This window comes from Pseudomonas sp. HN11 (genome assembly GCF_021390155.1).
Classification (GTDB): Bacteria; Pseudomonadota; Gammaproteobacteria; order Pseudomonadales; family Pseudomonadaceae; genus Aquipseudomonas.
In genome coordinates this window covers 3773425-3798476 of sequence record NZ_CP089985.1, presented here as the reverse complement: position 1 = coordinate 3798476, position 25052 = coordinate 3773425, and the positions used below count along the sequence as shown (strand labels likewise).

The 25052-nt window shown below is 62.4% G+C and carries 26 protein-coding genes; 21 read left to right on the top strand and 5 right to left on the bottom strand.

Annotation, left to right across the window (positions count from 1 at the left end; translation table 11 throughout):
- Positions 1-35 precede the first annotated feature (35 nt).
- Positions 36-896 (top strand): Dyp-type peroxidase, encoded by an 861-nt coding sequence (locus tag LVW35_RS17150; protein ID WP_233891238.1) that lies wholly within the window; start codon positions 36-38, stop codon positions 894-896.
- On the opposite strand, the gene sodC is transcribed toward LVW35_RS17150, so the two are convergent.
- Together sodC and LVW35_RS17140 are read right to left on the bottom strand one after the other, a co-directional pair.
- The gene (sodC, locus tag LVW35_RS17145) at positions 893-1414 is read right to left on the bottom strand and encodes a superoxide dismutase [Cu-Zn] SodC (protein WP_233891237.1); all 522 of its coding nucleotides are present in this window, start codon (positions 1412-1414) and stop codon (positions 893-895) included. The genes LVW35_RS17150 and sodC overlap by 4 nt on opposite strands.
- 115 nt (positions 1415-1529) lie before the next feature.
- A complete protein-coding gene (locus tag LVW35_RS17140) occupies positions 1530-1991 on the bottom strand; it encodes a winged helix-turn-helix domain-containing protein (RefSeq protein ID WP_442799686.1) in 462 nt (153 codons plus the stop codon).
- Between the two features lie 599 nt (positions 1992-2590).
- Between LVW35_RS17140 and LVW35_RS17135 the strand changes: the two genes are divergently transcribed.
- The 7 genes from LVW35_RS17135 to LVW35_RS17105 all read left to right on the top strand — a co-directional run bounded on the left by LVW35_RS17135 (position 2591) and on the right by LVW35_RS17105 (position 8262).
- Positions 2591-2752, top strand: a complete 162-nt coding sequence (locus tag LVW35_RS17135) for a hypothetical protein (protein WP_016969018.1) — start codon at positions 2591-2593, stop codon at positions 2750-2752.
- A gap of 103 nt (positions 2753-2855) precedes the next feature.
- Positions 2856-3743: a SctD/MshK family protein gene (locus LVW35_RS17130; RefSeq protein ID WP_233891235.1), complete on the top strand. Its 888-nt coding sequence runs from the start codon at positions 2856-2858 to the stop codon at positions 3741-3743.
- 26 nt (positions 3744-3769) lie between these two features.
- Positions 3770-4126, top strand: a complete 357-nt coding sequence (locus tag LVW35_RS17125; protein ID WP_233891234.1) for a hypothetical protein — start codon at positions 3770-3772, stop codon at positions 4124-4126.
- Positions 4126-4461 (top strand): tetratricopeptide repeat protein, encoded by a 336-nt coding sequence (locus LVW35_RS17120; RefSeq protein ID WP_442799563.1) that lies wholly within the window; start codon positions 4126-4128, stop codon positions 4459-4461. The genes LVW35_RS17125 and LVW35_RS17120 overlap by 1 nt, the downstream gene beginning before the upstream one ends.
- Positions 4458-6590 carry a type III secretion system export apparatus subunit SctV gene (gene sctV, locus LVW35_RS17115; RefSeq protein ID WP_233891233.1) on the top strand — a complete coding sequence of 711 codons (2133 nt, stop codon included), beginning with the start codon at positions 4458-4460 and terminating at the stop codon, positions 6588-6590. The genes LVW35_RS17120 and sctV overlap by 4 nt, the downstream gene beginning before the upstream one ends.
- Positions 6587-7867 (top strand): type II and III secretion system protein family protein, encoded by a 1281-nt coding sequence (locus LVW35_RS17110; protein WP_233891232.1) that lies wholly within the window; start codon positions 6587-6589, stop codon positions 7865-7867. The genes sctV and LVW35_RS17110 overlap by 4 nt, the downstream gene beginning before the upstream one ends.
- Positions 7868-7881: 14 nt before the next feature.
- Positions 7882-8262, top strand: coding sequence for a hypothetical protein (locus tag LVW35_RS17105; RefSeq protein ID WP_233891231.1), 381 nt, complete (start codon positions 7882-7884; stop codon positions 8260-8262).
- Between the two features lie 86 nt (positions 8263-8348).
- Here LVW35_RS17105 and LVW35_RS17100 read toward each other — a convergent pair whose 3' ends face one another.
- Positions 8349-9113 (bottom strand): tetratricopeptide repeat protein, encoded by a 765-nt coding sequence (locus tag LVW35_RS17100; protein WP_233891230.1) that lies wholly within the window; start codon positions 9111-9113, stop codon positions 8349-8351.
- A gap of 48 nt (positions 9114-9161) precedes the next feature.
- Here LVW35_RS17100 and LVW35_RS17095 point away from each other — a divergent pair, with 48 nt between their 5' ends.
- The 13 genes from LVW35_RS17095 to LVW35_RS17035 are packed head-to-tail and all read left to right on the top strand — an operon-like array spanning position 9162 to position 17973.
- A complete protein-coding gene (locus LVW35_RS17095; protein WP_233891229.1) occupies positions 9162-9725 on the top strand; it encodes a type III secretion protein in 564 nt (187 codons plus the stop codon).
- Between the two features lie 12 nt (positions 9726-9737).
- On the top strand, positions 9738-9971 hold the full coding sequence (locus LVW35_RS17090) for a hypothetical protein (protein ID WP_233891228.1): 234 nt from the start codon (positions 9738-9740) through the stop codon (positions 9969-9971).
- Between the two features lie 9 nt (positions 9972-9980).
- The gene (locus LVW35_RS17085) at positions 9981-10415 is read left to right on the top strand and encodes a hypothetical protein (protein WP_233891227.1); all 435 of its coding nucleotides are present in this window, start codon (positions 9981-9983) and stop codon (positions 10413-10415) included.
- 4 nt (positions 10416-10419) lie between these two features.
- On the top strand, positions 10420-11202 hold the full coding sequence (gene sctJ / locus LVW35_RS17080) for a type III secretion system inner membrane ring lipoprotein SctJ (RefSeq protein WP_233891226.1): 783 nt from the start codon (positions 10420-10422) through the stop codon (positions 11200-11202).
- Entirely contained in the window at positions 11199-11813 is a 615-nt protein-coding gene (locus tag LVW35_RS17075) for a type III secretion protein (protein WP_233891225.1), read from the top strand. The genes sctJ and LVW35_RS17075 overlap by 4 nt, the downstream gene beginning before the upstream one ends.
- Positions 11810-12394 carry a FliH/SctL family protein gene (locus LVW35_RS17070; RefSeq protein ID WP_233891224.1) on the top strand — a complete coding sequence of 195 codons (585 nt, stop codon included), beginning with the start codon at positions 11810-11812 and terminating at the stop codon, positions 12392-12394. The genes LVW35_RS17075 and LVW35_RS17070 overlap by 4 nt, the downstream gene beginning before the upstream one ends.
- On the top strand, positions 12391-13713 hold the full coding sequence (locus tag LVW35_RS17065) for a FliI/YscN family ATPase (RefSeq protein ID WP_233891223.1): 1323 nt from the start codon (positions 12391-12393) through the stop codon (positions 13711-13713). Before LVW35_RS17070 ends, LVW35_RS17065 begins: the two co-directional genes overlap by 4 nt.
- Positions 13714-13729: 16 nt before the next feature.
- The gene (locus LVW35_RS17060; RefSeq protein WP_233891222.1) at positions 13730-14176 is read left to right on the top strand and encodes a hypothetical protein; all 447 of its coding nucleotides are present in this window, start codon (positions 13730-13732) and stop codon (positions 14174-14176) included.
- Complete coding sequence (gene sctQ, locus LVW35_RS17055; protein ID WP_233891221.1) at positions 14173-15174, top strand: type III secretion system cytoplasmic ring protein SctQ; 1002 nt, start codon at positions 14173-14175, stop codon at positions 15172-15174. The genes LVW35_RS17060 and sctQ overlap by 4 nt, the downstream gene beginning before the upstream one ends.
- Positions 15171-15824, top strand: coding sequence for a type III secretion system export apparatus subunit SctR (sctR, locus tag LVW35_RS17050; RefSeq protein ID WP_017137580.1), 654 nt, complete (start codon positions 15171-15173; stop codon positions 15822-15824). The genes sctQ and sctR overlap by 4 nt, the downstream gene beginning before the upstream one ends.
- Before the next feature lie 10 nt (positions 15825-15834).
- Positions 15835-16104 (top strand): EscS/YscS/HrcS family type III secretion system export apparatus protein, encoded by a 270-nt coding sequence (locus LVW35_RS17045; RefSeq protein WP_233891220.1) that lies wholly within the window; start codon positions 15835-15837, stop codon positions 16102-16104.
- A 6-nt stretch (positions 16105-16110) separates the two neighbouring features.
- Positions 16111-16923 carry a type III secretion system export apparatus subunit SctT gene (sctT, locus tag LVW35_RS17040; protein WP_233891219.1) on the top strand — a complete coding sequence of 271 codons (813 nt, stop codon included), beginning with the start codon at positions 16111-16113 and terminating at the stop codon, positions 16921-16923.
- 3 nt (positions 16924-16926) lie between these two features.
- On the top strand, positions 16927-17973 hold the full coding sequence (locus tag LVW35_RS17035) for an EscU/YscU/HrcU family type III secretion system export apparatus switch protein (RefSeq protein WP_233891218.1): 1047 nt from the start codon (positions 16927-16929) through the stop codon (positions 17971-17973).
- A 131-nt stretch (positions 17974-18104) separates the two neighbouring features.
- On the opposite strand, the gene LVW35_RS17030 is transcribed toward LVW35_RS17035, so the two are convergent.
- Both LVW35_RS17030 and LVW35_RS17025 read right to left on the bottom strand, forming a co-directional pair.
- Positions 18105-21575, bottom strand: a complete 3471-nt coding sequence (locus tag LVW35_RS17030; protein ID WP_233891217.1) for a hypothetical protein — start codon at positions 21573-21575, stop codon at positions 18105-18107.
- 181 nt (positions 21576-21756) lie between these two features.
- On the bottom strand, positions 21757-24573 hold the full coding sequence (locus LVW35_RS17025; protein WP_233891216.1) for an ATP-binding protein: 2817 nt from the start codon (positions 24571-24573) through the stop codon (positions 21757-21759).
- Between the last annotated feature and the right edge of the window lie 479 nt (positions 24574-25052).

The window sequence follows — 25052 nt, the reverse complement described above, 5'->3', positions numbered from 1 at the left end:
AGGTTAAACTGCGCGGCTTTTCAGAAGGAGTTCACATGAGTCAGTACCAGCCGGGCATTCTTGCCGCACCGGTGCCGTTGCAGGCACGCCATCTGTTTTTTGCCGTGGACTCACTGGCAGCCGTGCCGGCTGCGTTGGACGCGCTGGTGCAGTTGGCCGATTCGGCGGCGGTGGTCGGTTTTGGCGAGCCGCTGGTAACCGCATTGAGTGCTCGGATTGATGGCCTGCGCGCATTCCCCACGGTCAGCGGGCCGGGCGCGCACAACCCATCTACGCAGCAGGCACTGTGGGTGTGGCTGCATGGCGTGGATCGCGGTGAATTGTTGTTGCGCAGCCGCGTATTCGAAAAGGCCCTGGCCCCGGCATTCCGCCTCGTGCAGATGACCGAAGGCTTCCGCTACAAGACCGGTTTCGACCTTACCGACTATGAAGACGGCACCGAAAACCCCCACGACGACGCAGCGGTTGAAGCGGCCCTGACCGACAGCGGCGCCAGCTTTGCCGCGATCCAGCAATGGCAGCATGACCTCGACGGCTTCGCCGCCTTGCCTGCGCAAGAGCGCGACCACATCATCGGCCGTCGCCATGGCGATAACGAAGAACTCGACGACGCCCCCGCATCCGCTCACACCAAACGTACCGCCCAGGAAAGTTTCACCCCGGAGGCCTTTGTGGTGCGCCGCTCCATGCCGTGGGCCGAGAACGGCCAGGCTGGGTTGATGTTTCTTGCGTTTGGCCATTCCTTCGATGCGTTTGAAGCGCAATTGCGCCGCATGAGCGGGTTGGAAGATGGGATTGTCGATGGCCTGTATCGCATCAGCACACCGTTGACCGGCGGTTACTACTGGTGCCCGCCGATCAAGGATGGGCACCTGGACCTGAGCGCGCTGGCTTAAATCACGCCGCACACCAGTCGCTCACCGCCACCGCCCAATGGCTTGGGCATGTCGGAATGGTTGTCGCCACCGGCGTGGATCATCAGCGCATGGCCCTTGATCTGCGCCAGGCTGTTCAAGCGGGGCGCCAGCACCGGGTTGTTCGAGGTGCCGTCCATGTTCACGTAGAGCGCCGGCAGGTCACCCAAGTGGCCGTCGGCGTAAGGGCCCAGGTGCTTGCCGGTCTTCTCCGGGTCGAAGTGCCCGCCGGCAGCCAGCGCCGCGACTTTCACACCATCTTTCACACCGGCTTCACAGCTGCCGTTTTCATGGATATGAAAGCCGTGCACGCCCATCGGCAGGGATTTGAGATCAGGGGTGAAGATCAGGCCGTAGGCCGATTCGCTGATGGTGATGCTACCGACCGGCTGCGGGGCGCCATCGGCACTCACCAGGTTGACCGGGACTTGCAGCGAAGCCGCTTGGGCGGAGCCGACCGCAAGGACACTGAGCAGGCCGAGCAGAAGAGAGCGATTCATAAAAGCGTTCCTGAGGGTTATGGATGTTGGGCAGTCTCAGGAATAACAACGATTGGGTCACGCCAAACATTCCGTTGGAAAAAACATTTTTTTCCAACGGAATAACCTCAAGTCATCAGCTGTTCTGCATACCCATCTGCGCAAACAGCGGCACGCTCCCGCCACCACGACAATGGCGGCAGCCGTACACACCCAGCACTACCGGTTCCTTCACCCGCGGTTGCGGTGTTCGTTCAAACCAGGTCGGCGCAACAAAGCGATAACCCAGGCCTGGTGCCGTGGCGATATACCGCGCCTCATCGTCACCCAGTGTACGGCGCAGGGTCTTGATCTGCGTGCGCAGGTTGCATTCCTCCACCACCAGTTTCGGCCAGGCGATGTCGAGCAATTCGGTTTTCTGCAGCAATTCGCCGGGTCTTGAGGCAAGGGCAATCAGCAGCGTCAGTGCACGGTTGCCCAGGCTCACGGGCTGCCCATGCTTGAGCAGTTGATGGCGCTTGGGCAGTAGTCGATAAGGGCCGAAGTGAATCTCAGCGCAACCGTCGTCTTCGAGGAGAGTTGTGGGTGAATAATTCATGTCGGTCATAGATCACCTGGAAGTTTATATATAGCCGGCCTGTGAGCTAGTCCTTTGGTTATTAGTGCAGTTGCACTAACAGGCGCGGAGGAAAGTTGGTCACCCAGCAATAAGGCTGCTTGGGAGGGGCTATCAAACGCGATGATTAAGTCGCTTCTGTTACAAGTTGAAATATTTGGGAAGTTGGGCGAAAGGCTACTAGTGAAAAATGTGAAGGCGTCGCGAAAATAAAGCGCAGTGCAGGCACGTAGACGATGTAAAGGGAGACTTACTATTCACCATTTTTCAGGTGATAAGTGTCAGGAACCCTGTAAACATTGGGCTGTGGCGTGTTTTTGTTTTTGTCTAAAAGTTCCGTGCCCTATGGTCGATGAGTTTTTTTCAACGCCAGGTTGAGCCAGTCTTTCACAGCGTCTCCTTGAAACGTTTCACAAGCTTTCACAGCGGAGGCGTTTTGATCCTGAGTAGTATGGATTCCATGCAAACCAACGGCAGTTCGAACGCTCACTGTCTGACGTTTTGGGCATTCACCGGTTTGCATACTTTCAGCTTGCTGTTGCGCAACTGAATAACTTCCCTATCGATGCAAGGAGATGAACATGGCTGATGTCCCACCAGTAAAAGCAGGCGGCGCCGACGACGCTATCGCGAAGATGGAAGCGACCTTCAACATGGCTATCGAGAAGTCGGCCAAGATCACCGAGATCAGCACCGCGAAAAAAGCGGAGCTCGACGCCACCAAACAGCGTCCGCAGAACTGATTCGCCAAACGGGCGGCGCCGGCGCTGCCCGTTTACCTTTCCAGGTCCGTTTTTATCCTGATTCTTGACCCCGTTGCACATGCTCAAGGGGGCAAACCCAACCATGACAGCCTTGATTTCCTTGGGGCCGGTCGCCGGCACTGGCGCACCGACCTTGACCGTGACCAGTGGCTTGCATCAGGGCAGTTCCCTGGTGCTCGACCAACCGGTCTACACCCTCGGCGCCGACCTGGTTGCCGATCTGGTACTTAGCGATCCCGGCATTGCCGGCCTGCACCTGCGCCTGCGGTTTGAAGGGGGGCAGGTAGCGGTTGAAGCGCTGGGCGGTGATGTACTGCTCGCCGGCAACGTGCGCATTCCCCACGGCAGTGGCCATCGCGCGCGACTGCCGCTGCAATTGCGGATCGGCACGGCGGGTGTGAGCCTGGCACTGCCTGGTGGCGCTGAAAAAACCTCGGACGCCCCACGCAAATTCACCCCCTGGATTGTCACAACCGTCCTGCTGTTTATCTGTGCAGGGGCGCTGGCGTTTCGTAACGAAGCGCCACTTCTCCCCGCAACGGTTGCGGCCGACGAGGTTACGCCGCTGAAAAAGCCGTCCCGTGAGCAAGCCAAAGCCTGGCTGGAACAGCAACTGCAAGCCGCCCATCTGGACACCGTGAAGGTCAGCGACAGCAACGGCCAATTCAGCGCCATCGGCACCTTTGAACAGTCGCAAAAACCCCAGTGGCTGGCCCTGCAGCAGGCCTTCGACCAGCGCTACGGCCAGCAGATCGTGCTCAACCCGCATGTGGCCGTCCGCGCCGACGCCGCTGCGCCGCGCGTGCGTTTTCAGGCGGTGTGGTTCGGCGCCCAGCCCTATGTGATCAACGACAGCGGCAAACGCCTGTACCCCGGCGCCGCCCTGGCGGACAACTGGGTGCTGGAACGCATCGAAAACAACCAAGTGATCCTCGCCCGTGGCGAGGAGCGCTTCACCTTCACGCTGTGATTACGCTTTTAAGCTAAGGCCCTGGGATGAAAGTCGAACCCCGCCCGTTGGTTCCCAGTGATGTGCGCAGTGCGCCGATCGAAGCGGTTCGCCCGGTCAACTCACGTCAGGCCACCGCCTTCGAAGCGGTGCTCAAGACCCGCAAGACCCAGACCCGCCGCTCTCTGCGCAGTGACCTCGAAGCACTCACCGCGGCCGCCGGCGTTGACTCGCTGCTGTTCGGCGGCGCTCGCTCCCTGGAGCTGCTGGAGCATGTGATGGAACACATCCTGCCCGGCCTGGACGCGGAGCCGCACATCAAGGCACTGGCGGTCGAGCTGATCGGCGAAGAGATCCAGATGCGCCGCACCCTCGAACAGCAACGCTCGGAGGTCCATACCTGATGGCCCGCAATAACGACGACGCCGTGCAACTGCTCAAGGGCATTGGCGAACTGTACCGGCGCAACGGCCAGTCCCAGCGTGCCCTGGTGATGTTGCTGATCGCTGTCAGCGTCGCGCCCCATGACGGCGTGTTGCTGCGCTCGCTGGTGCTGGCCTTCACCGACAGCGGCGATGCCGCTCGCGCCCTGAGTGCCCTGGACCGCCTGGTGACGCTGGAAGGCGAATCCGCCAGCCTGTTGCTGCTGCGCGCCCGCGCCTTGTGGTACGGCGAGCGCAAAGACGAAGCGCGCCAATGCTTCAAACGCTACCTGGCCGCACGCAGGGCCGGCGCATGAGTGCACTCAACCGTCTGAACAACCTGGCGCGCCTGGCTGCGCAGCGTACCGACGTGATTATTGTCGCGTTCATGCTGATGGCGATTGTGATGATGATCATCCCGCTGCCCACCTACCTGGTGGATGCGCTGATCGGCCTCAACATCGCCTTGAGCATCCTGATCCTGATCGTGGCGTTCTACATCGGCCACTCGGTGGAGTTCTCCGCGCTGCCGCCGCTGATCCTGCTCAGCACATTGTTTCGCTTATCCCTGTCGATCACCACCACCCGTTTGATCCTGCTGCACGGTGACGCCGGGCATATCGTCAAGGCCTTCGGCGACTTCGTGATCGCCGGGCAAGTGGTGGTCGGCATGGTGGTGTTTTTGATCATCACCGTGGCGCAGTTCGTGGTGATCACCAAGGGTGCCGAGCGCGTCGCAGAAGTGGCCGCGCGCTTCACCCTGGACGCGATGCCCGGCAAACAGATGAGTATCGACAACGACTTGCGCAACGGCGATATCGACCAGAGCGAGGCCCGTCGCCGGCGCTCGCGCCTGGAGCGCGAAAGCCAGATGTTCGGCGCGATGGACGGCGCCATGAAGTTCGTCAAAGGCGATGCCATCGCTGGCCTGGTGATCCTCGCGGTCAACCTGCTCGGCGGCATGCTGATCGGCATGATCGAACGCGACATGCCCTTCGGCGTGGCGGTGCACACCTACTCGTTGCTGACCGTAGGTGATGGCCTGATCGCGCAGATTCCGGCGCTGCTGATTTCCGTGGCGGCGGGCACCGTGGTCACTCGCGTCAACAGCGACGGTGAAGCGGGAGACCTGGGCAGCGAGATCATCAAGCAATTGGGCGCCAGTTACCGGGCGCTGGGTTTGACCGCGCTGATCATGATTGGCGTGAGCCTGTTGCCGGGGTTTCCGACCTGGGTCTTTCTCGGTCTGTCCCTGGTGTTTGGCGGTGCGGCGTTCATGATGTATCGCCGCCATAACCGTCAGCCAGAACTCGAAGTGCTGGTCGAGACGCCGGAGCCAGTGGTCGAAGTGCAGGCCGAACTGGATGACAACCTGCTGCCCGATACCCGTGTGTTGCTGACCCTCGGCAGCGGCGTATCCCAGAGCGCGCCACGCCAACTCCTGCGTCAGCGCATCGAAGCGCTGTGTCACGACCTGCGTACCGAGCTCGGTGTGGACGTGCCGGTGCCAGGCATCTACATGGAGGCCAAGGCCACTCCGGGCAGTTTCCGCGTGTCCCTGGAAGGCGTGCCGGTGAGCGAAGGCGAATTGCCGATCAACTGCCTGCTGGTGCAGGACGATCCTGTGCATGTGCAGTTGCTGGATATCGCCACGGTGCAGGCCGATTCACCCCTCAATGGTCGCAGTGCCCACTGGATCGAACGCCAGCACGAAGACGCGCTGCGCAACGCCGGCATCGGCTTCCTGCTGCCCGACGAGGTTTTACGCGGCGTGCTGGAACGCAGCCTGCGTCGCTACGCGGCCGACTTTCTCGGCATCCAGGAGACCCGCCTGCTATTGGAACGTACCGAGGCCACCTATGGCGAACTGGTCAAGGAAGCCTTGCGCCTGGTGCCGTTGCAACGCGTGGCCGAAACCTTGCGCCTGCTGGTTGGCGAAGGTGTGTCGATCCGCAACCAGCGCGCTTTGCTCGAAGCCATGGTGGAGTGGGGGGCGCGCGAAACCGACGCCGGGCGTCTGGCCGAACATTTGCGTGCAGCGCTGGCGCGGCAAATCAGCCATCAATACGCCGACCGCAATCGGGTAATCGGCGCGCTGGTGCTGGCGCCAGGTCTGGAAGACCAATTGCGCGCATCCCTGCGTCGCCAGGAGCCGCAGCGCGAATTGATCCCCGAAGAAGTCAGCCGCGCCTTGCTTGCCCAACTGCGTCAGGCCTGTGACAACACCCGTGAGGTCAACAGCGTGGTGTTGCTGGTGCACCCCGAACTGCGCCGCAGCCTGCGCCGCCTGGTACTGCGCGGTGAGCTGGAACTGGCGGTGTTGTCGTTCCGCGAGTTGGCCACCGAGTACAACCTGCAAGCGCTGGTGACCATCAGCCTCACCGAAATCTCCAACCGCCGCGCGCCTGCCGCGGCTTCCGTCACTCCCCTGGCGTCTGCCTCATGATGCGTTTTTGTGTGCTGCTGCTGACTGTGTTTTCGTGCGTGAGCCAGGCTCAGGAAATCGCTTCCGGCGCCGGGGGCTCGATTGCCCTCGCCTCCGGTGAAGGGCGCATCCTGCATTTTGTCGCACCGGTGGATTCGGTGCTGGTGGCCGAGCCGAATGTGGCCGACCTGCAAGTGGTGTCACCGGGCACCATTTATATCTTCGGCAAGGCGCCTGGCAATACCAGCCTGATCGCCCTGGGCAGCGACGGCAAACAACTGGCAAGCCTGACCCTGGCCGTCAGCAGTGGCAGCCAGGCGGTGACTACGCCGATGCAGGCACTGCACCCCGGCAACGGCGCGCAGATCAGCGGCGCCGGTAACCGCCTGGTCGCCAAAGGCACCCTGGGTTCGGTGGCGGAAGCGACCGACCTGAACGCCTTGCTTAACCCCCAGGGCCAGGGCTTCCAGAGCGCGATCAACACCACCGAATACGCAGGCTCCGCCCAAGTGAACCTGCGCGTGCGGTTTGCCGAGGTGTCCCGCTCGGAGTTGCTGCACTACGGTGTGAACTGGAATGCCATGTTCAACAACGGCACGTTCTCCTTCGGCCTGATCACCGGCGGGCCGCTGGCCGCCGCCACGGCGGGGGGATTGGCGGCGGCGGGCGCCGGCTCGGGTAATGTGAATATCGATGGCATGCTCGATGCGCTGCAGGCCAACGGCGTGCTGCAGATCCTCGCCGAACCGAATATCACCGCCATGACCGGCCAGACCGCCAGCTTCCTCGCCGGTGGTGAAGTGGCGATCCCGGTGCCGGTCAACCGTGACCTGGTGGGCATCGAGTACAAGTCGTTCGGTGTGTCGTTGCTGTTCAACCCGACCCTGCTGCCCAACGGCCGCATCGCTCTGCAAGTGCGCCCGGAAGTCAGTAGCGTGGTGAGTGGCGGCACGGTGGATTTCGGCAATTTCCATGTGCCGTCCTTCAGCGTGCGCCGCGCCGATACACGGGTGGAAGTCGGCAGTGGGCAGACCTTCGCCATTGCCGGGCTGTTCCAGCGTGAAAGCAGCCAGGACATCGAGAAGTTGCCGCTGCTGGGCGACCTGCCGATTCTTGGCAACCTGTTCCGCTCCAAGCGCTTCCAGCGCAATGAAACCGAATTGGTGATCCTCATTACGCCGTACCTGGTGGAGCCGGTGCGCGGTCGCACCCTCGCCACGCCCCTCGACGCACAACCGGCGACCGCAGCGGCCACCGGACCGCGCAGCGGCGGGGCGTTCGGTTTCTACATGAATTGATCAGGGGGACTGCCATGACTGCTTTACGCGTATTGATGCTGTTGCCCCTCGCGCTGATGGGTTGCCAGACCCACTTGGCGCCGATGTATTACTCGTCCGAATACCGTGCGGATGGCTTGCCGACCCAATGCCAACAACGATCAGCGACGGACACCATCGGATTGGGCGAGGATTTCAAGCCGACCCTGGCGTTGGGCTGCGCGAATAACCTGAACCTGATGCAGATGGTCGAGCGCAAGCAAGACCTGACCCAAGGCCGCACGACCGGCCCGGTGATGGCTGCGCCCGTGGGGCGTGCGGCGCAGGTGTACATCGAAGGGTTCGACCGCGAGCAATTGCAGCGGCGCAAGGATCAGCAAGAAGCCAAGGCCGGCGCCGCAGGAGGCCAGCAATGAACGGAAGTACGCCGATTCATTGTGGGAGCTGGCTTGCCTGCGATGGGGGCCTCAATGGCAACCCATCCCACGGATCAGGGCGCCCTTCAGCGCGGATCCACCAACCCCAGCTCCCGTGCCTGCACCACCGGATCACTGATGCCCTTGATGCGCTTGGCCTCGCTCACCAATCGCTCCCGCTCGGCAGCTGGAATGTCATCCAGAGGCAACCCCGCCGCCCGTTGCTCATACCCCGCCAACACCATCACCAACAACTCATTGCGCTGGTGTCGGGGCAATGCACGTGGCGACTGCGCGACCGGGGCGATGGTGTCCAGCGCCTGCTGCGACTGCCCACCCAACGCGTAAGCCAGGGCGAGGTTGCAACGGTTGTCGAGGTCGTCGGGCTTGAGGTTCAGGCTCTTGGCGAAAGTACTCTGCGCCGCAGCCGCCTGGCCATTGAGGATCTGCGCGACACCCAGGCGGGTGTAGGCGACTGGCAAGCCGCTGATATCGGCGGCCTGTCCGAGGGCGGTGACAGCGCGCGGGGTCTTGCCCAACTGCAATTGCGCGGTACCCAGGCCGAGCAGGGCGTCGGCATTGCGTGCATCGAAACCCAGGGCTTGCTGGAAGGCTCGTTCGGCACCCTGCGCATCCCTGGCATCAAGCTTGGTTTGGCCCAGCTTGAGCCACAACTCGATGCCTGCACCGGGTTGCTGCGCCGCTCGCTCGTACAGCGCTGCCGCACTGGCATAGTCACCGCGTTTGCTCAGGTCATTGGCCAGTTGCAGGGACTTGTCGGAATCGGTCGCGGGTTTGCTGGCGCAGGCGGCCAGCAGCAGGGTACTGGCGAGCAGAAAATTCTTGGACATCGTCACAACTCGTCTGGCGAAGGCGGACGCCATGTAAGCATATTTTTGTTGGCTGTCCTATGCCTGTTCGGCAGCTGTTTTGCCAACGCCGCCGAAGAACCCGCATGGTTCTCCCAACCCTACGCCTACGTGCTGGTGGACCAGGATGTGCGCAGCGCCCTGGAAGAATTCGGCCACAACCTCGACGTGCCCCTGGTGCTCTCCGACAAGGTGCGCGGCAAGGCGCGCAGCACGATTCGCGGCGCCACCGCCGGTGAGTTCCTGCAGACCCTGTGCAGCACCAACGGCCTCACTTGGTACTTCGACGGCAACCTGCTGTACCTCAACGCCAGCGACGAGATCGCTACCCGGCTGTTCAAGGCCAGTGCCCTGGACCTCGACCAGTTGCAGGCCTACCTCAGCAACCTCGATGTGTTCGGCCAGCAGCTGTCCATGCGCAACGGACCCGAGGGCGACGAAGTGTTTGTGTCCGGCCCACCGCCGTACCTGGCGCTGGTGCAGCAACATGTGGATCACCTGCAACCCAAGGTCGTGGCCGCCCCGGTGGCACGCGAGCGCGGGGTACGGGTGTTCCGTGGCGCGCAAGTCAGTACCGAAACCCCAACCCAGTAAAGGAGCAGCACCATGTCCGTAACGGCCGTAGACAGCAATCTCGCCCCTGGTGGCGCCAGCCCTGAAGCCAAGTTCAATGCCGCGGTGGATAATGCCAAGGCCGCTAACAAACCCAACGAAGCCGATGACCCCGAGTTCACCGATGCGTTGATCACCCAGGCCGTCACCATCGGCGGTCAGTTCATCATCATGCCGAAGATGCAGGAACTGCTGAACGACGCCATGTCCGATGACGACGAAGAGTAGGAAGCGCCTATGACTATCAGTCTCGCCGCCGGCGCTTCGGCGTTGCCGCCGTCTGCCGGCGCGGGGCCCGCCGGGGCCTCGCAGAACCTGTTCGAGCACATGGCCAACACCGCCAAGGGCATGCCCGAAGGCGCCAGCCCGCACCAGATCGGCACGGGTCTGATGGAGCGCATGAACAGTTTCATCGATCGTACGCGGGCGTTTTCCGAGCGCGCCGACCTGCTCACCAATAACCCGTCGGCGCCGCCACCGGCCTCGGCAGAAATCCGCACCGCCAGTGCCTCGCCTCAAGGTGAGCCGGGGAAAAAAGTCGGCGAGCAGCAGGTCGACCAGATCGTCCACTCCCTGGGCAAGATGTTCGACTACTCCATCGAAACCCAGATGGTGGTGCGCGGTGCGACGCAGATTTCCGGTTCCGCCAACACACTGCTCAAGGGCCAATAACGCCATGCCAAGCCCCAACCGCGCCCTGCGCCTGCTGCTGATCGGCCTGCTGGCCAGCCTGTTGCAAGCGTGCAACACCGACCTCTATACCAACCTCAGCGAGCGCGACGCCAACGCCATGGTCGCGGTGCTGCTGCGCGGTGGCATCCCGGCGGAACGCAAGGCCCAGGACAACGGCCAGCTCAAGGTGGTGGTTGATGAGTCGCGCTTTGCCGAAGCCATGACCCTGCTTGATAACGCCGGCCTGCCGCAGCAGAGCTTTTCCAACATGGGCGAGGTGTTCAAGGGCAATGGCCTGGTGTCGTCGCCGGTGCAGGAGCGGGCGCAGATGATCTATGCGCTGAGCGAAGAGCTGTCCCACTCGGTGTCGCAGATCGATGGCATCGTCGCCGCCCGCGTGCATGTGGTACTGCCGGATAACGATTTGCTCAAGCGCGTGATCTCGCCGTCTTCGGCCTCAGTACTGGTGCGCTACGACCCAGGTACCGACATCAATACGCTGATCCCGCAGATCAAGACCCTGGTGGCCAACGGTATTTCCGGGCTGAGCTATGACGGCGTATCGGTGACCGCTATCAAGGCCGCAGTCGCCATCAGCCAAAACCCCGCGCAACCGCGTCTGGCCCGCTTCATGGGCCTGTGGCTGCTGGAAGACAACCTGCCCCAGGCGCGGCTGATGTTTGGTGCCTTGTTATTGATCGCGCTTGGCGCCCTGGGTGTGCTGGCCCGTCAGCAATGGGCACGTCGCCAGTCTCAGGCGCTGTATGTGCTCAAGGAGGGTGAATGAGCTTGTTCGAACGCTTGCAGGGGCTGATCGCCGAGCCCTTGCAGTTCGTGCGCGGGCCTAGCCTGGGCGCGTGTTTTGCCGATGAATTGCCCGACGCCGTGCTGCAGGCGATGCAGGGCCAGCCGCGTTTTCAACAGCGCCTGGAGCAGTTGCTCGTCAGCCATTATCAACTGGCTCCCATGGACCAATTGGTCACGCCGTTGGCGGCTGATCTGTCGGTACTGCTGCTGTCGCCCGCGCAGTTTGCTCGCTTGCCAAGGCTGTGCGGGGCGATCTGGCATGCCGCGACCCTGAGCCGGGAGATCCGTCGCGAAGTGGTCAACGAGCTGCGTGAAGGGCTTGGCGAAGAAGTCTTCGTTTCGGCACTGTCCCTGCGCCCACTCGGAGGCGCAGCGGATTTACTGCGTGATCCTGCCGAATTGATCGAGGCCATCGACCGCGATGGCCAAGGCTGTGTCGCCGCCTGGCTGCACGCCCAGCATGCCGACTGGCAAGGCTGGTTGCATTTGCGGTTCGCCTTCCCCCAGGACCACAGCGCCCGAGTGCCCCGTGATCTGGAAATCGTCCAGGCCGCCGCCGCGTGCCTGCTGGCCGAGGACATTGCCTCATGAGTGAATTGCCGAGCCGTCCCACTGCACGCATCCTGCGCGCTGAAGAAGCCGCGTTATGGAGCGACGGTTTTGCCTTCCTGCAAGCGGCCAAGCACCAGGCCGAGCAGATCAAAGCCGACGGCGAGCAATGGCTGAACAGCGCCCGCGCCGAAGGCTTCGAAAGCGCCCGGCAAGCCGGGGCTGAACAGGTGGCGCAATTGCTGCTGAACACCCAGTCCCAGGTGCAGCACTACTTGAGCAGCCTGGAGGCGTCCCTGGCCGACCTGGCCCTGGGCATCGTGCGTGAAGTACTGGGCGAGCTGGACAACGCCGACCGTGTGGTGCGCAGTACCCGCCAGGCCTTGAGCGCGTTCCGCCAGGACCAGGCGTTGACCCTGTGGGTGCCGCCGGCGGAGGTCGATGCGCTGCGCCAACGCCTCAAGCTGGAGGGACTGGCGATTGCGGTGGACGCGGATGAGCAACTGAGCGCCGGCCAGGCTCGCCTGAGCAGCCCGGCGGGCTCCGTGGAGTTGGGCCTCGAAGCCCAATTGCAAAACCTGCGGCGCAGCCTGTTGCCCTTCGCCGAAGAGGGTGTGGCATGAACCTGGACCAGCTATTGCCACGCCTCTGCGGGCGCCTGGCCCAGGCACGCTTGCGACCCATGCACGGCACGGTGTTGAGCATTCGCGGTGTGCTGTTGCGGGCCAGTGTGGCCGGGGCGAGCATCGGTGAGCTGTGCCAACTGCGTGATCCCGGCAGCGCCCGCAGCCTGAGTGCCGAGGTGATCGGCTTTGACGGTGACGAGGCGATTCTGTCGCCCATCGGCTCCATGGAAGGGCTGTCCACGCGCACTCAAATTACCGCCACCGGCGAGACCCTGGGCGTAGCAGTGGGTGATGCGCAGCTGGGGAGGGTGATCAGCCCCATGGGCGATTTCCTCGACGGCGACGGCATCCCGCCGACCGTGGCGCTGCAGCATTACCCGCTGCACGCCGAACCCCCGGCACCGTTTTCCCGGCAGTTGATCGTGCGTTCCATGGCCCTTGGCATTCGCTCCATCGATGGCCTGCTGAGCCTGGCCCAGGGCCAACGCATGGGCATCTTTGGTGAGCCTGGCGTGGGCAAGTCTTCGTTGCTCGCCAGCATCATTCGCAACAGCGAAGCCGATGTCATCGTGATCGGGCTGATCGGTGAGCGGGGCCGGGAAGTGCGCGAATTGCTCGACGTCCAACTCGACGCCCTGGCCCGTGCACGCACCGTGGCGGTGGTTGCCACCTCGGACCGCCCGGCGGCCGAGCGGGTGCGCGCGGCGTTCGTTGCCACCGCCCTGGCCGAATACCACCGCGATCAGGGCCGCAACGTGTTGTTGTTGATGGACAGCCTGACCCGCTTCGCCCGCGCCCAGCGCGAGATCGGTCTGGCCGTGGGCGAACCGCCGACCCGCCGTGGTTATCCGCCGTCGTTCTTCTCGGCTTTGCCGCGCCTACTGGAACGCGCCGGCCCCGGCCCCACCGGCAGCATCACCGCGTTGTACACGGTGCTCACCGAGGGCGATGCCGCCAGTGATCCGGTGGCCGAGGAGGCCCGTTCAATCCTCGACGGGCACATTGCCCTCAGCGCCGAACTGGCCCAGCGCAACTACTTCCCGGCGGTGGATGTATTGCGCAGCCGCAGCCGTTTGATGGAGCAGGTGGCCGGTGATGAACACAAGCGCCTGGCGATGCGCATCCGCGAATTGATGGCGCGGTATGGCGAGATCGAAATGTTGATCCGCGTCGGCGAATACTCCGCCGGCAGCGACCCGCTGGCCGACGAAGCGATCAACCGCCACGCCGCCATCGAAGCCTTCCTGCGCCAGAACGCAGGCGAGCCGAGCAACCTGGAACAGACCCTGGCCCATATGCGCCGGGTGTTGGCATGAACAAGGAGAACATCGGATGAAAACCGAGCAACTGCGTACCCTGCAAACCCTGCGGGTCTTGCGTGAACAACGCGCCGCCAGCCAACTGGCCGCGCAGCAACAGCGCTGCGAACAGACTCATGGCGTGCTCACCGATGCCAAGGAGCAACTGCGCCTGCACCGTGAAGCCATCGCCGAGGAAGCGCGCCAGGTGTATGCCTCGCTCACCGAAGGCCTGTCGGTAGCCAGCTGGCAGGCAGCCCAGGACCGTTTGCGCGGGCTGTCGGACGATCAGCAGCAACTGGAAAACGACGTGACCCATGTGTCCACCACGCTCGAAAGCCAGGAGCGCGAGCGCGACCTGTTCCGCCAGGAACGCCTGAGCCGCCAGCGTCAGTCCGACGCCTGGAAAAGCCTGCTGGAAGGCCGTGAATGCGATGAACGTCGCGTCGGCGAGCTGCGTGATGAAGGCACCGGCACATGATTCCAGCCCTTGCCGATCCATTGTCGCCGTGGCTGACCCACTACGACCCGGCGTTACTGACGCTGCATAACCAATTGCACCGCCGCCGCCGAGCCTGGCAAGGCCGTTGCGCCGGGCAGGAGCTGCGTGTGAGCTGGGCTGGCGAACCCCAAGCCCTCGCGGCACCGCGCGATGTGCTGTTGTTAATCGGCCGCGCCCCGGTACGCCTGCGTTTGTCCGCTGCTGCGCTGGAGCAACTGCTGCTGCCGCTGGCGTTGCCTTTTGACGTGCAGCAACTGCCCGCGTTGCCACGTTCGCTGTTGTTGGAATTGGCGCTGCTGGACCTGATCGAGACCCTGGAGCCATTGCTCGGCCAGCCGGTGCAGTTGCTCGATGCGGGCGAGAGCCATGACCTGTTCGCCGTGCAGTTGGCGCTGCAGCTGACCTTCGCCAACCAGCCCCCAATGAGCGCCCAACTAGACCTGAGCGAAAGCGCAGCCGTATTGGTGGCGCAGTTACTCGCGCAGTACGCCCAACCCGAACCCGCCCCGTTGCTGGCCCTGCACCAGACCCTGACGGTTACAGCGGGGTGGCAGTGGTTGAGCCTTGGCGAACTGCGCAGCCTGCGCTGGGGCGATGTGCTGATGTTGGAACAAGGCCCCGGCCTGTTGCTCGACCTCGACGGCCGCCTGCAGGCTCGCTGCCAATACCAGGGCGAAGTCCTGCGCCTGCAGGAAGCCTTGAAAGCCCCCTTTCTGGAACCGGAGAACACCATGACCGATGTTGATGCCGCCACGGCGCTGGATGACCTGCCATTGAAACTGGTGTGCCAGGTAGGCAGCCTGGAGTTGACCCTGGCGCAACTGCGCGAATTGGGCGCGGGCAGCCTGTTGCAGCTCAGTACGCCGGGCGTGGACAGCGTCGACCTGATGGTCAACGGGCGCCGCGTGGGCCAGGGCCAACTGGTCAAGATCGGTGACGGCCTGGGTGTGCGCCTGCTGAGTTTCGCCACCCCATGACCGGTTATCAGCCGAACCTGATCGAGATCATCCTGGTCGTTGCAACGATCGGGCTGATCCCGTTGGCGGTGGTGACCCTCACCGGGTTCATGAAGATCTCGGTGGTGTTGTTCCTGATCCGCAACGCCCTCGGCGTGCAACAGACCCCACCGAACCTGGTGCTGTATGGCATCGCGCTGATCCTCTCGGTGTACGTGACCACGCCGTTGATTGGCGACATGTACCGGCAGGTGGAGGGGCGTGACCTCAACATTGAGCATGTGGAGCAACTCAAGGATTTGGGCGACGCCTTGCGGCCACCGCTGCAGGCGCACCTCAAGCGTTTCGCGAATGAATCCGAGCGCGGCTTTTTCGTGCAGGCCACCGAGACCATCTGGTCGCCGGAGGCCCGCGCCGACCTGCGTGATGACGACCTGGTGGTGTTGATTCCGGCATTCGTCAGTTCGGAACTGACTCGCGCCTTCGAGATCGGCTTCCTGCTGTACATCCCGTTCCTGGTGGTGGACTTGCTGGTGTCCAACGTGCTGATGGCGATGGGCATGTCGATGGTCTCGCCAAACCTTATATCCATTCCGCTGAAGATTTTTTTATTCGTGTCTTTGAGCGGCTGGTCGCGCTTGATGCACGGTTTGATTCTGAGTTACGGCTGAGGCACGCCCCATGGGCCAGGACGTATTCCTGTCATTGATGAAACAGGCACTGATGACGGTGCTGATGCTCTCCGCGCCGGCGCTGGGGGTGGCAATTGTCGTGGGGTTGAGCGTGGGCCTGTTCCAGGCGCTGACGCAGATCCAGGACCAGACCCTGCCCCAGGTAGTGAAGCTGGTGGCGGTGCTGCTGACCATCGTGTTCCTGGGCCCGGTGCTGGCTGGGCAGGTGGCGGAACTCGGTGGCCAGGTGCTGGACAATTTTCCGATGTGGACGCGCTGACCGCCCATGGACGCCAGCCTGACCGCGCAATTCCTGGAGGTCGCCTACCCGGTGATCAGTTCCGCTTCGCTTGCCGCCTGCCGCGCCATGGGCGTGGTGGTGATCACCCCGGTGTTCAATCGACTCGGTCTCACCGGCATGATTCGCGGCTGCGTGGCCGTGGCCATTTCCATCCCGATGTTCTTCCCGGTGTTCGAAGCGCTGACCTCGATGCCCGAACACGGCAGCGTGTTTATCGCTGGGTTGCTGATCAAGGAATTCCTCATCGGCATTTTGATCGGCCTGCTGTTCGGCATTCCGTTCTGGGCCGCCGAGGTGGCGGGGGAGTTGATCGACCTGCAACGTGGTTCGACGATGGCCCAACTGGTGGACCCGCTGTCTTCCGGGGAATCCAGCGTGATGGCGACGTTGCTCACGGTGATGCTGATCACGCTGTTCTTCATGTCCGGCGGGTTCATCCTGATGGTTGACGGGTATTACCATAGCTACCAGCTGTGGCCGGTCACCTCGTTCACCCCGGTGTTCGCCAGCTCGGCGTTATTGGCGGTATTGTCGATCCTCGACCAGATCATGCGCGTCGGCGTGCTGATGGTCTCGCCGTTGCTGATCGCGCTGTTGGTGACGGACCTCATGCTTGCCTATTTGTCGCGCATGGCGCCGAACCTGCACATCTTCGACCTTTCGCTACCGGTGAAGAACCTTTTTTTCACGATCCTGATGGTGATCTACATCGGCTTTCTGATCCCGCTGATGCTCGACCAACTGGCGGAATTTCGCGGCACCGTCGAACTGCTCAAGACCCTGGCCGGCATGGAGTAGCCCATGGCTGATACCAGCGAAGAGAAATCCCAGCCGGCCACGGACAAAAAACTCCAGGACGCGCGCAAAAAAGGCCAGGTCGCCAAAAGTCAGGACCTGGTGTCGGGTATGGTCATCCTGTTCTGCACCCTGTGCATCTCGATCCTCGCGCCGCGGGCCAAGGCCCAGGTCACGGCGCTGATCGACCTCACCGCGCAGATCTATATCGAACCGTTTGCCACGGTGTGGCCACGGGTGCTCGACCATGCCGAGCAATTGGTGATCGGCATCACCCTGCCGGTGATGGCCGTGACCACCGGCGTGGTGATCCTGACCAATATCATCACCATGCGTGGTTTTGTGTTTTCGGTGGACCCGATCAAACCCGAGTTCAAGCGCATCAACCCGGCGGAGGGCATGAAAAAGATCTTTGCCCTGCGCAACCTGGTGGAATTCATCAAGGGCCTGATCAAGGTGCAAGTGCTGGCAATCGCGTTCTATGTGGTGGGCAAGCATGCGTTGCAGGCGCTGATGGAGTCGTCGCGCTGCGGTGCCGAGTGCATGGAATCGACGTTTTTTCTGGTACTCAAGCCGCTGGTGTTCACCGTGCTTTGCGCATTCATTCTGGTGGGCGGGGTGGACGTGATGATGCAGCGCTGGCTGTTCGGTCGCGACATGAAGATGACCCGCAGCGAAACCAAGCGTGAACGCAAGGACATCGACGGCGACCCGCTGATCAAGAGCGAACGCCGGCGCCAGCGCAACGAAATGCAGGCGCTGGCCACCAAACTGGGTTTGAACCGCGCCTCGATGATGATCGGCACCACCGATGGCTGGGTGATTGGCGTGCGCTATGTGCGCGGGGAAACGCCGGTGCCGGTGATCGTGTGCCGGGCATCGCCGGAGGAGGCATTGTTGATGTTGCAGGAGGCGTATGACCTGGGGATTCCCCATGCGCCGGACAAGGCCCTGGCGGCGGAAATTGCACGCAAAACCGTGCCTGGCGACCCGGTGCCGGATGCCTCCTTCCAGGCTGTGGCGGATTGGCTGGTGGCTGCACGCCTGATCTGATCCAGCACCTGTCGAATAGTGGGAGCGGGCTTGCTCGCGAAGGCGGTTTGTCAGTCAACGGATTTATCGACTGATCTACTGCATTCGCGAGCAAGCCCGTTTCCACGTTGGTTTTGGGGTGTGTCAGTGCGTCATGGTTTGTCTACATCGTGGTATTCGCCACCGTAACCATCCCCCACCCGCCAGATAATGTCGTGGTTGTCATTGGTCCACTCCGACGGTTTCAATGAGTATTTGTAGTCCTCTGAATTGCGGTTGTTTCCGTCGCCGATGTAATCCGGGTGAGCACGCCGATGATCGCCACCACGAATACTCGAGCGCGCATCCCATTCCTCCTTGCGAAAATCAAAGATGCTCTGGTCCTGCGGCGCATCGCGCTGGCCCCAGTCGGACAGGTAGGTCTGCAGCCACACATAGGCTTCATCACCGTTTGGCTTGAGCAGCCCGTCCTGCTTGAAGTCCTGGATCTGGTTCCAGTTCTGCATCGAGATCTTGTGCAGCTTGTGCGACTGCACGGTGCTGAGGATTGCGCCGACGAACGATAGCGCGCCGGAGATCAGGAACCCTACGGGCCCCAGGAATGGAATGATGCGACCGGTGACGCCGAGAGTGGTAAGCACGCCGCCACCTGCCGCCACCAGGCTGCTGACACCGCCGGCCATGGACAGCGAGCCGGAGGCGATTTTCACCGGGTCTTTTTCACGCACACCATCGCGCAGGGTAAAGGCGGCCTGGACCACGCTGATCACACCGCCCACGACGTCGGTGGCCGCGCCGATGACCTTGATCGCACTGCTGGCGAACTTGGCGCCAAAGCCGGCACCGGCCACGCCACCACGGCTGGCGATGCCTTTTTCGATGCCTTCCTGGACCTTCTTCGCGCCTTCATCACTCCAGCCGCCGCTGTTGAGCACTTTGCCCACGTCCTTGCCGTCGTCCATGGCCTGGTCGACGATCTCGAAGTACTTCTTCTGCACCGCCTCGGCGTCCTTGGGCAGGGCGTGGTAACCCTCGCCGGGCTTGGCCCACAGGTCGGGCAGCGAGCGGTCGAAGCCCATCAGTTTGTAGGCGTTGGTGCCGCGCAGCTTGTCGTAGACCTTCAGGCCCAGGGTGGCGAAGTGCGAGCCGGTGCCGAGGAAACCGAGGAAGTCGTTGGCTATCCCCAGGCGCTTCATCGGCGTGTCGGCCAATTTGCCGCCCTGGCCCGCCAGTTGGTAGACGATGCGGCCCATGCCGATGGCACCGCCCACCGAGCCGAGCACACCGTTGTCCTTGAGGAAGGTCAAGTTCTTCACGAACGCGCTGCGGTTCTCTTCGCTGAGGCTTGGCATGATCTCCTTGCTTACCGCGTGTTCGATGTCGCTGAAGCTGATCACGCCGTTTTTCTGCCAGGTGTCGCCCAGGGAAATCATCGCTTTGCCGAAGTCGGCAGCGGCTCCCTTGTCCTTGAGCAACTGGTCGACGAACTTGGAATACACCCCGAGCGCCTGGCGCGGTAGGCCATCGGCACCGCCCTTGAGCATCGAGAGGATGGCCAGGGTGTTGTCGGTGGTCGCCAGGGCGGTGTTGTCGTCGCTGATCTTGCTCGGGTCATCCATCAGCTTTTCAACGGCATCGGTGTAGCCGTCGATCTGCAGGTTCTGCAGGAAGTTGTCGGCCTTGGCCGGGTCGATATCCGCCAGCGCGGCGTAGGCGCTCTGGATTTCCTGGGTGGCCAGTTCGGTCTTGCCGTCGTCCTGCAAGGTCTTGATGTATTTGGTGAAATTCTCCGAGGAGGTGCTGTCGATCAGCTTCTGGTGCACCTCGTCGACCTTGGCCTGTCCTCCATCGACTTTACCCAGGGCCGCATCGTGGTTGGCCTTGATGTCGGCCTGGATGGTCGAATCGCCCAGCAGCTCGCTGATGGTCTTGTCGATGGACTGGGTGTCGAAGATGTTGTCGCGCACATCCCGCGAGGTTACGTCGATAGGCGTGGTGGCGATGCCGTGGTTGCCGAAGCCATGCTCGGGAATGATCGACATGCCGTTGTCAGCCATGCTCTTGGCTTCCACCGCGCGCAGGAATTTGGCGCGCGGATCGTCCTTGCCGATGCTGCCGTCCTTGACCCCGGCGCGGTAGCTGTCCACCAGGGTTTTCATCGACAGGTCCTGCACGCTCAACGGGTTGCCGCTTTCGTCTTTTTCGGTGGTGGCGAGGTTGTCGACGGATACGTCCTTGAGCGGCGGCAAGCCGTTGTCGGCGCGCAGTTTGTCGACGTCGGTGGTCTGCTGGGCGATGTCGGTGCGATAGCCGGAGATCTGTTCGAACATCTGCGGATTGGTGTCTTCGCTGACGACGATTTTTTCTTCCGCGCCACCCGGTTTGTGTTGGGTGAAGGCGATCAATCCAGGGCCGTAATCGCCCGCGCCGCCAACGCTCATGATGTCTTCGGTGGACGCCAGGTAGGCATCCGGCCCGGCCAGGCTGTAGCCGTCGCCCTTGGCCTTCTCGATACCGGCCAGGGTCTGGCCCTTGGTGGTGTAGGCCGCGAAGGCGTCGGGGGTGATGTCCTTGGACACCACCAGCAGTTTGCCGTCAGTTCCATTGACCACCAGGATGCCGTCCATGGGCGCATCGACCTTGCTGATATCGCTGAGCTTGAGGCTGGCTTCGTCTTTGCGCAGCAGTTCCTGGCCGGGCAGGGATTGGGCATTCTTGATGTAGTCGAAGGCCTGTGAACCTTCGCTTTTGTGTACCGCATGCAGGAAGTTGTAGAGGCTGCTGCCGGCGTTGGGGTTGGGGTTGCTCAGGTCCGCGCCGGGCTGCGGCAACGCGGCTTCGGACTGGCTGATCATGTATTTCTTGCCTTGGTGCTCGAACAGGATTACCCCGGATTTGGGGTCTTCGGACACCACGTTGAGCTGGCTGAAATCCAGGTCGCCGGGTAGGCTGGTGACTTCCTCAAAGCCCTTGGCCTTACCGTCGTCAAGTGCCTCTTTGGTCACGCCGGCGCTGTTGTAGCTGGCAAAGGCCTCGGGCGTGAGCGTCTCTGAAATGACCAGAGTCTGGCCGTTTTCCAGGGTGACCTTGACCACGCCGTCCTTGGCTTCGCCCACCGACTTGATGTTAGCCAGGCGCACGGTAGGGTCATCTTCGCGCAGCAGCTGTTGGTCGGGGTTGCCAAGGGCCTCGCGGATGGCCTTGCCGGCCGGTGTGTTCTGGGTTTCGGCGAGCGTGTGCAGCAGGTCGTACAGCGGCGTGCCTTCATCCGGCCCGCCCTGATTGACCGGCGCCACGGCGTGGCCGAAGTGCAGGCCCTTGAGCAGATCGAAGCCTTCCTGGACCTTTTCCGCGCCTTCGCGGGTGATCTTGAATTTGCTGCCGTCCTGCTCGAAATAGATCACCCCGGCGTCCTTGTCTTCGGACACTACTTTGAGCGTGTCGATATCCAGCTTGGCGGGCAGGGCGGTGACCTCCTTGTAGTCGTCCGGCTTGGGCTGTTTGTCGCCGGCCCCAGTGGCTGCCAGGGTCTTGGCCTTGTTCAGCGCAGCATCAAAAATACGTTCCGGCGCACGGGTTTCAGCTACGCGGGGCGAGGCGGCTTTCTCGGGTCGGTTGATCATTCTTCAGTCCATGTGAGTGGGGGCGCACGAGGACTCGATATTAGACGTTGGCGCGGGATGAAAAGGCGGTTTTTGGCAAGATCGCACAAGCTTTCACAGCTGTGAAATGACCTTGTCACTTTCTGTAGTGAGCGGGGCAAGCCCGCTCACCATAACAGTCGGTTATTTCAGATCTACGTTTCTATCGGTGCTGGAAGCGGGGCAGGGAAGCAATGCGCAATTTGGGTTCCTGCAATCGCGCCAGATCCGTCGCAATCTGTGCCCGCCAGAAGTGCGCGCCCGCCAATTGCGCGTCCACCCACGCTTGGCGCAGCAGCACTTTGGCTTTGTCCACCGAGCCATAGTGAGCCTGGCGCAGGGTCAGTTGCGCCTTGATCCGCAGCATTTGCGGCACGAACCAACGTTCATGCCGGCCGAGGGCCAGTTGCAGGGTGTCCTCCAGCACTTCCAGGGCGAGTTTTTCCAGGCCCAGGCGCGCCAGGCCGAGGGCGTACTCACAGCGCAGCAGGCTGTAGAGCTGACTGTCGCCTTGGCCTTGCAGGTGGTGCAGGGCTTCGCCCAGTTGCGGCACACCGGTTTCCGGCGAGCCTTCGCGGATCAGCAGGATGCTCTCGAAACACAGGCGAAATTGCCGCCAGATGTGCAGGTCCTGGCCGGTGGTGCTGTCTTGCAGCAGCCCCAGGTAATAGCGCACTTTCGGCAGGTTGGACGCCAGCAGGGCCAGGGGAATTGCGCCCAGGCACAGGGTGTACCAGAGGGTGGCGGGATGGTCGAGGGAGATGGCTTCGTCGACGCAATGGCCGATCAGGCCCAGCGCCGGTTCGACATCGCCTTCAAGCAGTTGCACCTTGGCCTTGAGGCAGCGAGCGGCGATGCGTTGGTCGAAGTGAACGTCGATGATGTGCGAGCGCGGCGCCGACGGCGAGCCGAGGGCTTCGTCGATGTTCAGTCGTGCGCCAAACAGGTCGCCCATATGGAACAGCGACACGGCGCGCATGCGTTTGCCGAGCAGTTGGTGGCTGCTGTTGCTGCTCAAGGCGATGTAGCGTTCGGCCAGTTCCAGCGCTTCGGCATACTGGTTGCAGCCGCAGCGGTCGGTCCACAAGCCCCACAGGGCACGCAACTTGTGCTCGGCGTCGCCCAGGTCACGTGCGTCTTCGCGCACCTGGCGCCAGGCTTCACGCATTGCGACGCCGGTGCCATACGTGAGCATCAGCACGCTGGCCAGGGCGGTCTGCAACAGCATGCGCTGACGCAACGGTAGCGGGATAAGGGCGTCGCTGGCCAGGCCTTTGTCGACCCAGGTACGGCACTCGCTTACCAGGGACACACGCAACCACAATGGCACGCCGCCCAGGGTCAGCTCGATGGCCAGGGGCAGGTCGCCGGAGGGTGAGTAGGCCCAGTCGAGTGCCGTACGGATGGTGTTGATCTCCGGGCCGTAGAGGGCCAGCCACGTTTGCGGGGACAGCCCGTCCAGAGTCTGCCCGGCTTCCTGCAACACGCCGAGGGCATAGCGTGCATGCCGTTGGCAGGTGGAGGTGGTTTCGCCCTGTTCGCTGAGTTTTTCCAGGGCGTAGGCACGCGTGGTTTCCAGCAGGCGATAACGCTTGAGCGCCTTGGATTCACCGGCGATCAGCAGCGACTTGTCCATCAGGCTTTCAAGCAAGGGCAGGGCGTTGCGTGGGTCGAGGCTGCTGCTGGCGGTCATGGCCTTGACCGCATCCAGGGTGAAGGAGCCGGTGAACACCGCCAGTTGGCGCAGCATCGCTTGCTCGTCGCCACTGAGCATGGCGTAGGTCCAATCCAGGGTCGCGCTCAATGAGCGATGCCGGGCGAGGGCGGTACGGCGGCCGGTCATTTGCAGGCGGAAGCTGCCATCGAGCAGGCCCACCAGGTCCTGGATGCCAAAGGTGCGCACCCGTGCGGCGGCAATCTCGATGGCCAGGGCGTTGCTGTCGAGTTTGCGGCAGATCGCGCAGACCGCTGCAACATCGGCATCACCGAACACAAAGTCGGGGTCAAGCGCACGCACGCGGTCCACAAACAGCCGCACACCAGACCAGGCCAGGGCTTCGCTGGCGCTGAGGCTGGCGCGTTCGTCGGGCACCTCCAGCGGCGCCAGGTCGTGCACCCGTTCGCCTTCAGCGCGCAGCGGTTCTCGGCTGGTGGTGAGCACATGGCATTGGGGGGCGCTGCGCAGCAGGATTTCCACGGCGGCGGCGGTGGCCGGCAGCACGTGTTCGCAGTTATCCAGTACCAGCAGCAAACGCTTGTTGGCCAGGCTGGCGGCCACGCAATGCAGCGGGTCTTCGCTGACGGTTTGAATACCCAGAGCGCTGGCAAGCATACCGGCTACCCATTGCCCGCTCGTGGCCGGGGCCAGGTCGACAAAACAGCTGCTCAGGTTGAGCTCTGCGGTCAAGCGTTGCGCAACGGCTATGACCACGGTGGTCTTGCCGATACCGCCGGGGCCTGTAAGGGTGACGAAGCGCTGGCTCATGACCTGGTCGGCCAGGCTGGCGATCAAGGTATCGCGGCCGATGACCTCGGCTGTCGGCGTCGGCAGGCTGGGCTCTTCCACTCGCACATAGGGCCCCGGCAGGTTCTCTTCACCGGCCACCTGCACGGTCACCGGCGCGACGAAGCGATAGCCTCGCCCAGGCACGGTGACGATATAGCTGAAGTTGCCATCGTCGCCCAAGGCTCGGCGCAACGCGACGATCTGCGCGCGCAGGTTGCATTCCTCCACGACCACCTTGGGCCATGCGAAGGAGATCAGTTCGGACTTTTCCAGCAATTCGCCGGCACGGGTCACCAGCGCAATCAACAGGTAGAGCGCGCGGCTGCCCAGGTTCACGGGCTCGCCATTGCGCAACAACACATGCTGCCTTGCCAGTAATAGAAAGGGACCAAAGCCAATGGTGCTGTCGGGGGTGGCCGGCGCGGGGTGGTCTGCGTCCAGGAAGGACACTGCGTGGTTCTTGCTCGAGCTCATCAAATCGTCCTTTTTATAGTCGGGCTTGTTATCGGCGATCTGGCCGTTCGCCCTTTTTGGGGTGCAGATGTGCAGCAGCAGTCTTGGAAAGTTGATGTCGATCAAAGGCCTGAATGGCCGCCCTCCTTTGGGGCATGGTCGTTTTTATGGTGAGGTCGCGAATCTTGTTTCAGGGGATGAGACTGTCTCAGAGCTGAAACATTTTATTACTAGAAATAGGGATAAAGCAGAATGTATGCCAGTTGGCATGTAACAAACATGACAACAACCGCATGAAATTTATGGTGATTTTTGCGGTCGCCGGCGACCTGAAACAACCTGCGTTCGGAAAGGCGAATATTTCTAATTGTGTCGTTCGGGATGCCGAATAAATCGCCGGGGTTTTGGCATTGTTTTATTGACTGTGTATCGAACTGTATCCCCGCACCATTCTGATACACCCGCATGATGTTCTATCGCGTTCGCGACACAGACCGGAT

Excerpts from the sequence above, each read along its gene's own strand:
- LVW35_RS17100 (WP_233891230.1), bottom strand. The coding sequence starts at position 9,113 with ATGTCCAAGAATTTTCTGCTCGCCAGTACCCTGCTGCTGGCCGCCTGC.
- sodC (WP_233891237.1), bottom strand. The coding sequence starts at position 1,414 with ATGAATCGCTCTCTTCTGCTCGGCCTGCTCAGTGTCCTTGCGGTCGGC.
- LVW35_RS17045 (WP_233891220.1), top strand. The coding sequence starts at position 15,835 with ATGGGCCAGGACGTATTCCTGTCATTGATGAAACAGGCACTGATGACG.
- LVW35_RS17105 (WP_233891231.1), top strand. The coding sequence starts at position 7,882 with ATGACTGCTTTACGCGTATTGATGCTGTTGCCCCTCGCGCTGATGGGT.
- LVW35_RS17090 (WP_233891228.1), top strand. The coding sequence starts at position 9,738 with ATGTCCGTAACGGCCGTAGACAGCAATCTCGCCCCTGGTGGCGCCAGC.
- LVW35_RS17140 (WP_442799686.1), bottom strand. The coding sequence starts at position 1,991 with ATGAATTATTCACCCACAACTCTCCTCGAAGACGACGGTTGCGCTGAG.
- LVW35_RS17120 (WP_442799563.1), top strand. The coding sequence starts at position 4,126 with ATGGCCCGCAATAACGACGACGCCGTGCAACTGCTCAAGGGCATTGGC.
- LVW35_RS17150 (WP_233891238.1), top strand. The coding sequence starts at position 36 with ATGAGTCAGTACCAGCCGGGCATTCTTGCCGCACCGGTGCCGTTGCAG.
- LVW35_RS17065 (WP_233891223.1), top strand. The coding sequence starts at position 12,391 with ATGAACCTGGACCAGCTATTGCCACGCCTCTGCGGGCGCCTGGCCCAG.
- sctT (WP_233891219.1), top strand. The coding sequence starts at position 16,111 with ATGGACGCCAGCCTGACCGCGCAATTCCTGGAGGTCGCCTACCCGGTG.
- LVW35_RS17125 (WP_233891234.1), top strand. The coding sequence starts at position 3,770 with ATGAAAGTCGAACCCCGCCCGTTGGTTCCCAGTGATGTGCGCAGTGCG.
- sctV (WP_233891233.1), top strand. The coding sequence starts at position 4,458 with ATGAGTGCACTCAACCGTCTGAACAACCTGGCGCGCCTGGCTGCGCAG.
- LVW35_RS17035 (WP_233891218.1), top strand. The coding sequence starts at position 16,927 with ATGGCTGATACCAGCGAAGAGAAATCCCAGCCGGCCACGGACAAAAAA.
- LVW35_RS17060 (WP_233891222.1), top strand. The coding sequence starts at position 13,730 with ATGAAAACCGAGCAACTGCGTACCCTGCAAACCCTGCGGGTCTTGCGT.
- LVW35_RS17135 (WP_016969018.1), top strand. The coding sequence starts at position 2,591 with ATGGCTGATGTCCCACCAGTAAAAGCAGGCGGCGCCGACGACGCTATC.
- sctQ (WP_233891221.1), top strand. The coding sequence starts at position 14,173 with ATGATTCCAGCCCTTGCCGATCCATTGTCGCCGTGGCTGACCCACTAC.
- LVW35_RS17030 (WP_233891217.1), bottom strand. The coding sequence starts at position 21,575 with ATGATCAACCGACCCGAGAAAGCCGCCTCGCCCCGCGTAGCTGAAACC.
- LVW35_RS17025 (WP_233891216.1), bottom strand. The coding sequence starts at position 24,573 with ATGAGCTCGAGCAAGAACCACGCAGTGTCCTTCCTGGACGCAGACCAC.
- LVW35_RS17085 (WP_233891227.1), top strand. The coding sequence starts at position 9,981 with ATGACTATCAGTCTCGCCGCCGGCGCTTCGGCGTTGCCGCCGTCTGCC.
- LVW35_RS17075 (WP_233891225.1), top strand. The coding sequence starts at position 11,199 with ATGAGCTTGTTCGAACGCTTGCAGGGGCTGATCGCCGAGCCCTTGCAG.
- LVW35_RS17110 (WP_233891232.1), top strand. The coding sequence starts at position 6,587 with ATGATGCGTTTTTGTGTGCTGCTGCTGACTGTGTTTTCGTGCGTGAGC.
- sctR (WP_017137580.1), top strand. The coding sequence starts at position 15,171 with ATGACCGGTTATCAGCCGAACCTGATCGAGATCATCCTGGTCGTTGCA.
- LVW35_RS17130 (WP_233891235.1), top strand. The coding sequence starts at position 2,856 with ATGACAGCCTTGATTTCCTTGGGGCCGGTCGCCGGCACTGGCGCACCG.
- LVW35_RS17070 (WP_233891224.1), top strand. The coding sequence starts at position 11,810 with ATGAGTGAATTGCCGAGCCGTCCCACTGCACGCATCCTGCGCGCTGAA.
- sctJ (WP_233891226.1), top strand. The coding sequence starts at position 10,420 with ATGCCAAGCCCCAACCGCGCCCTGCGCCTGCTGCTGATCGGCCTGCTG.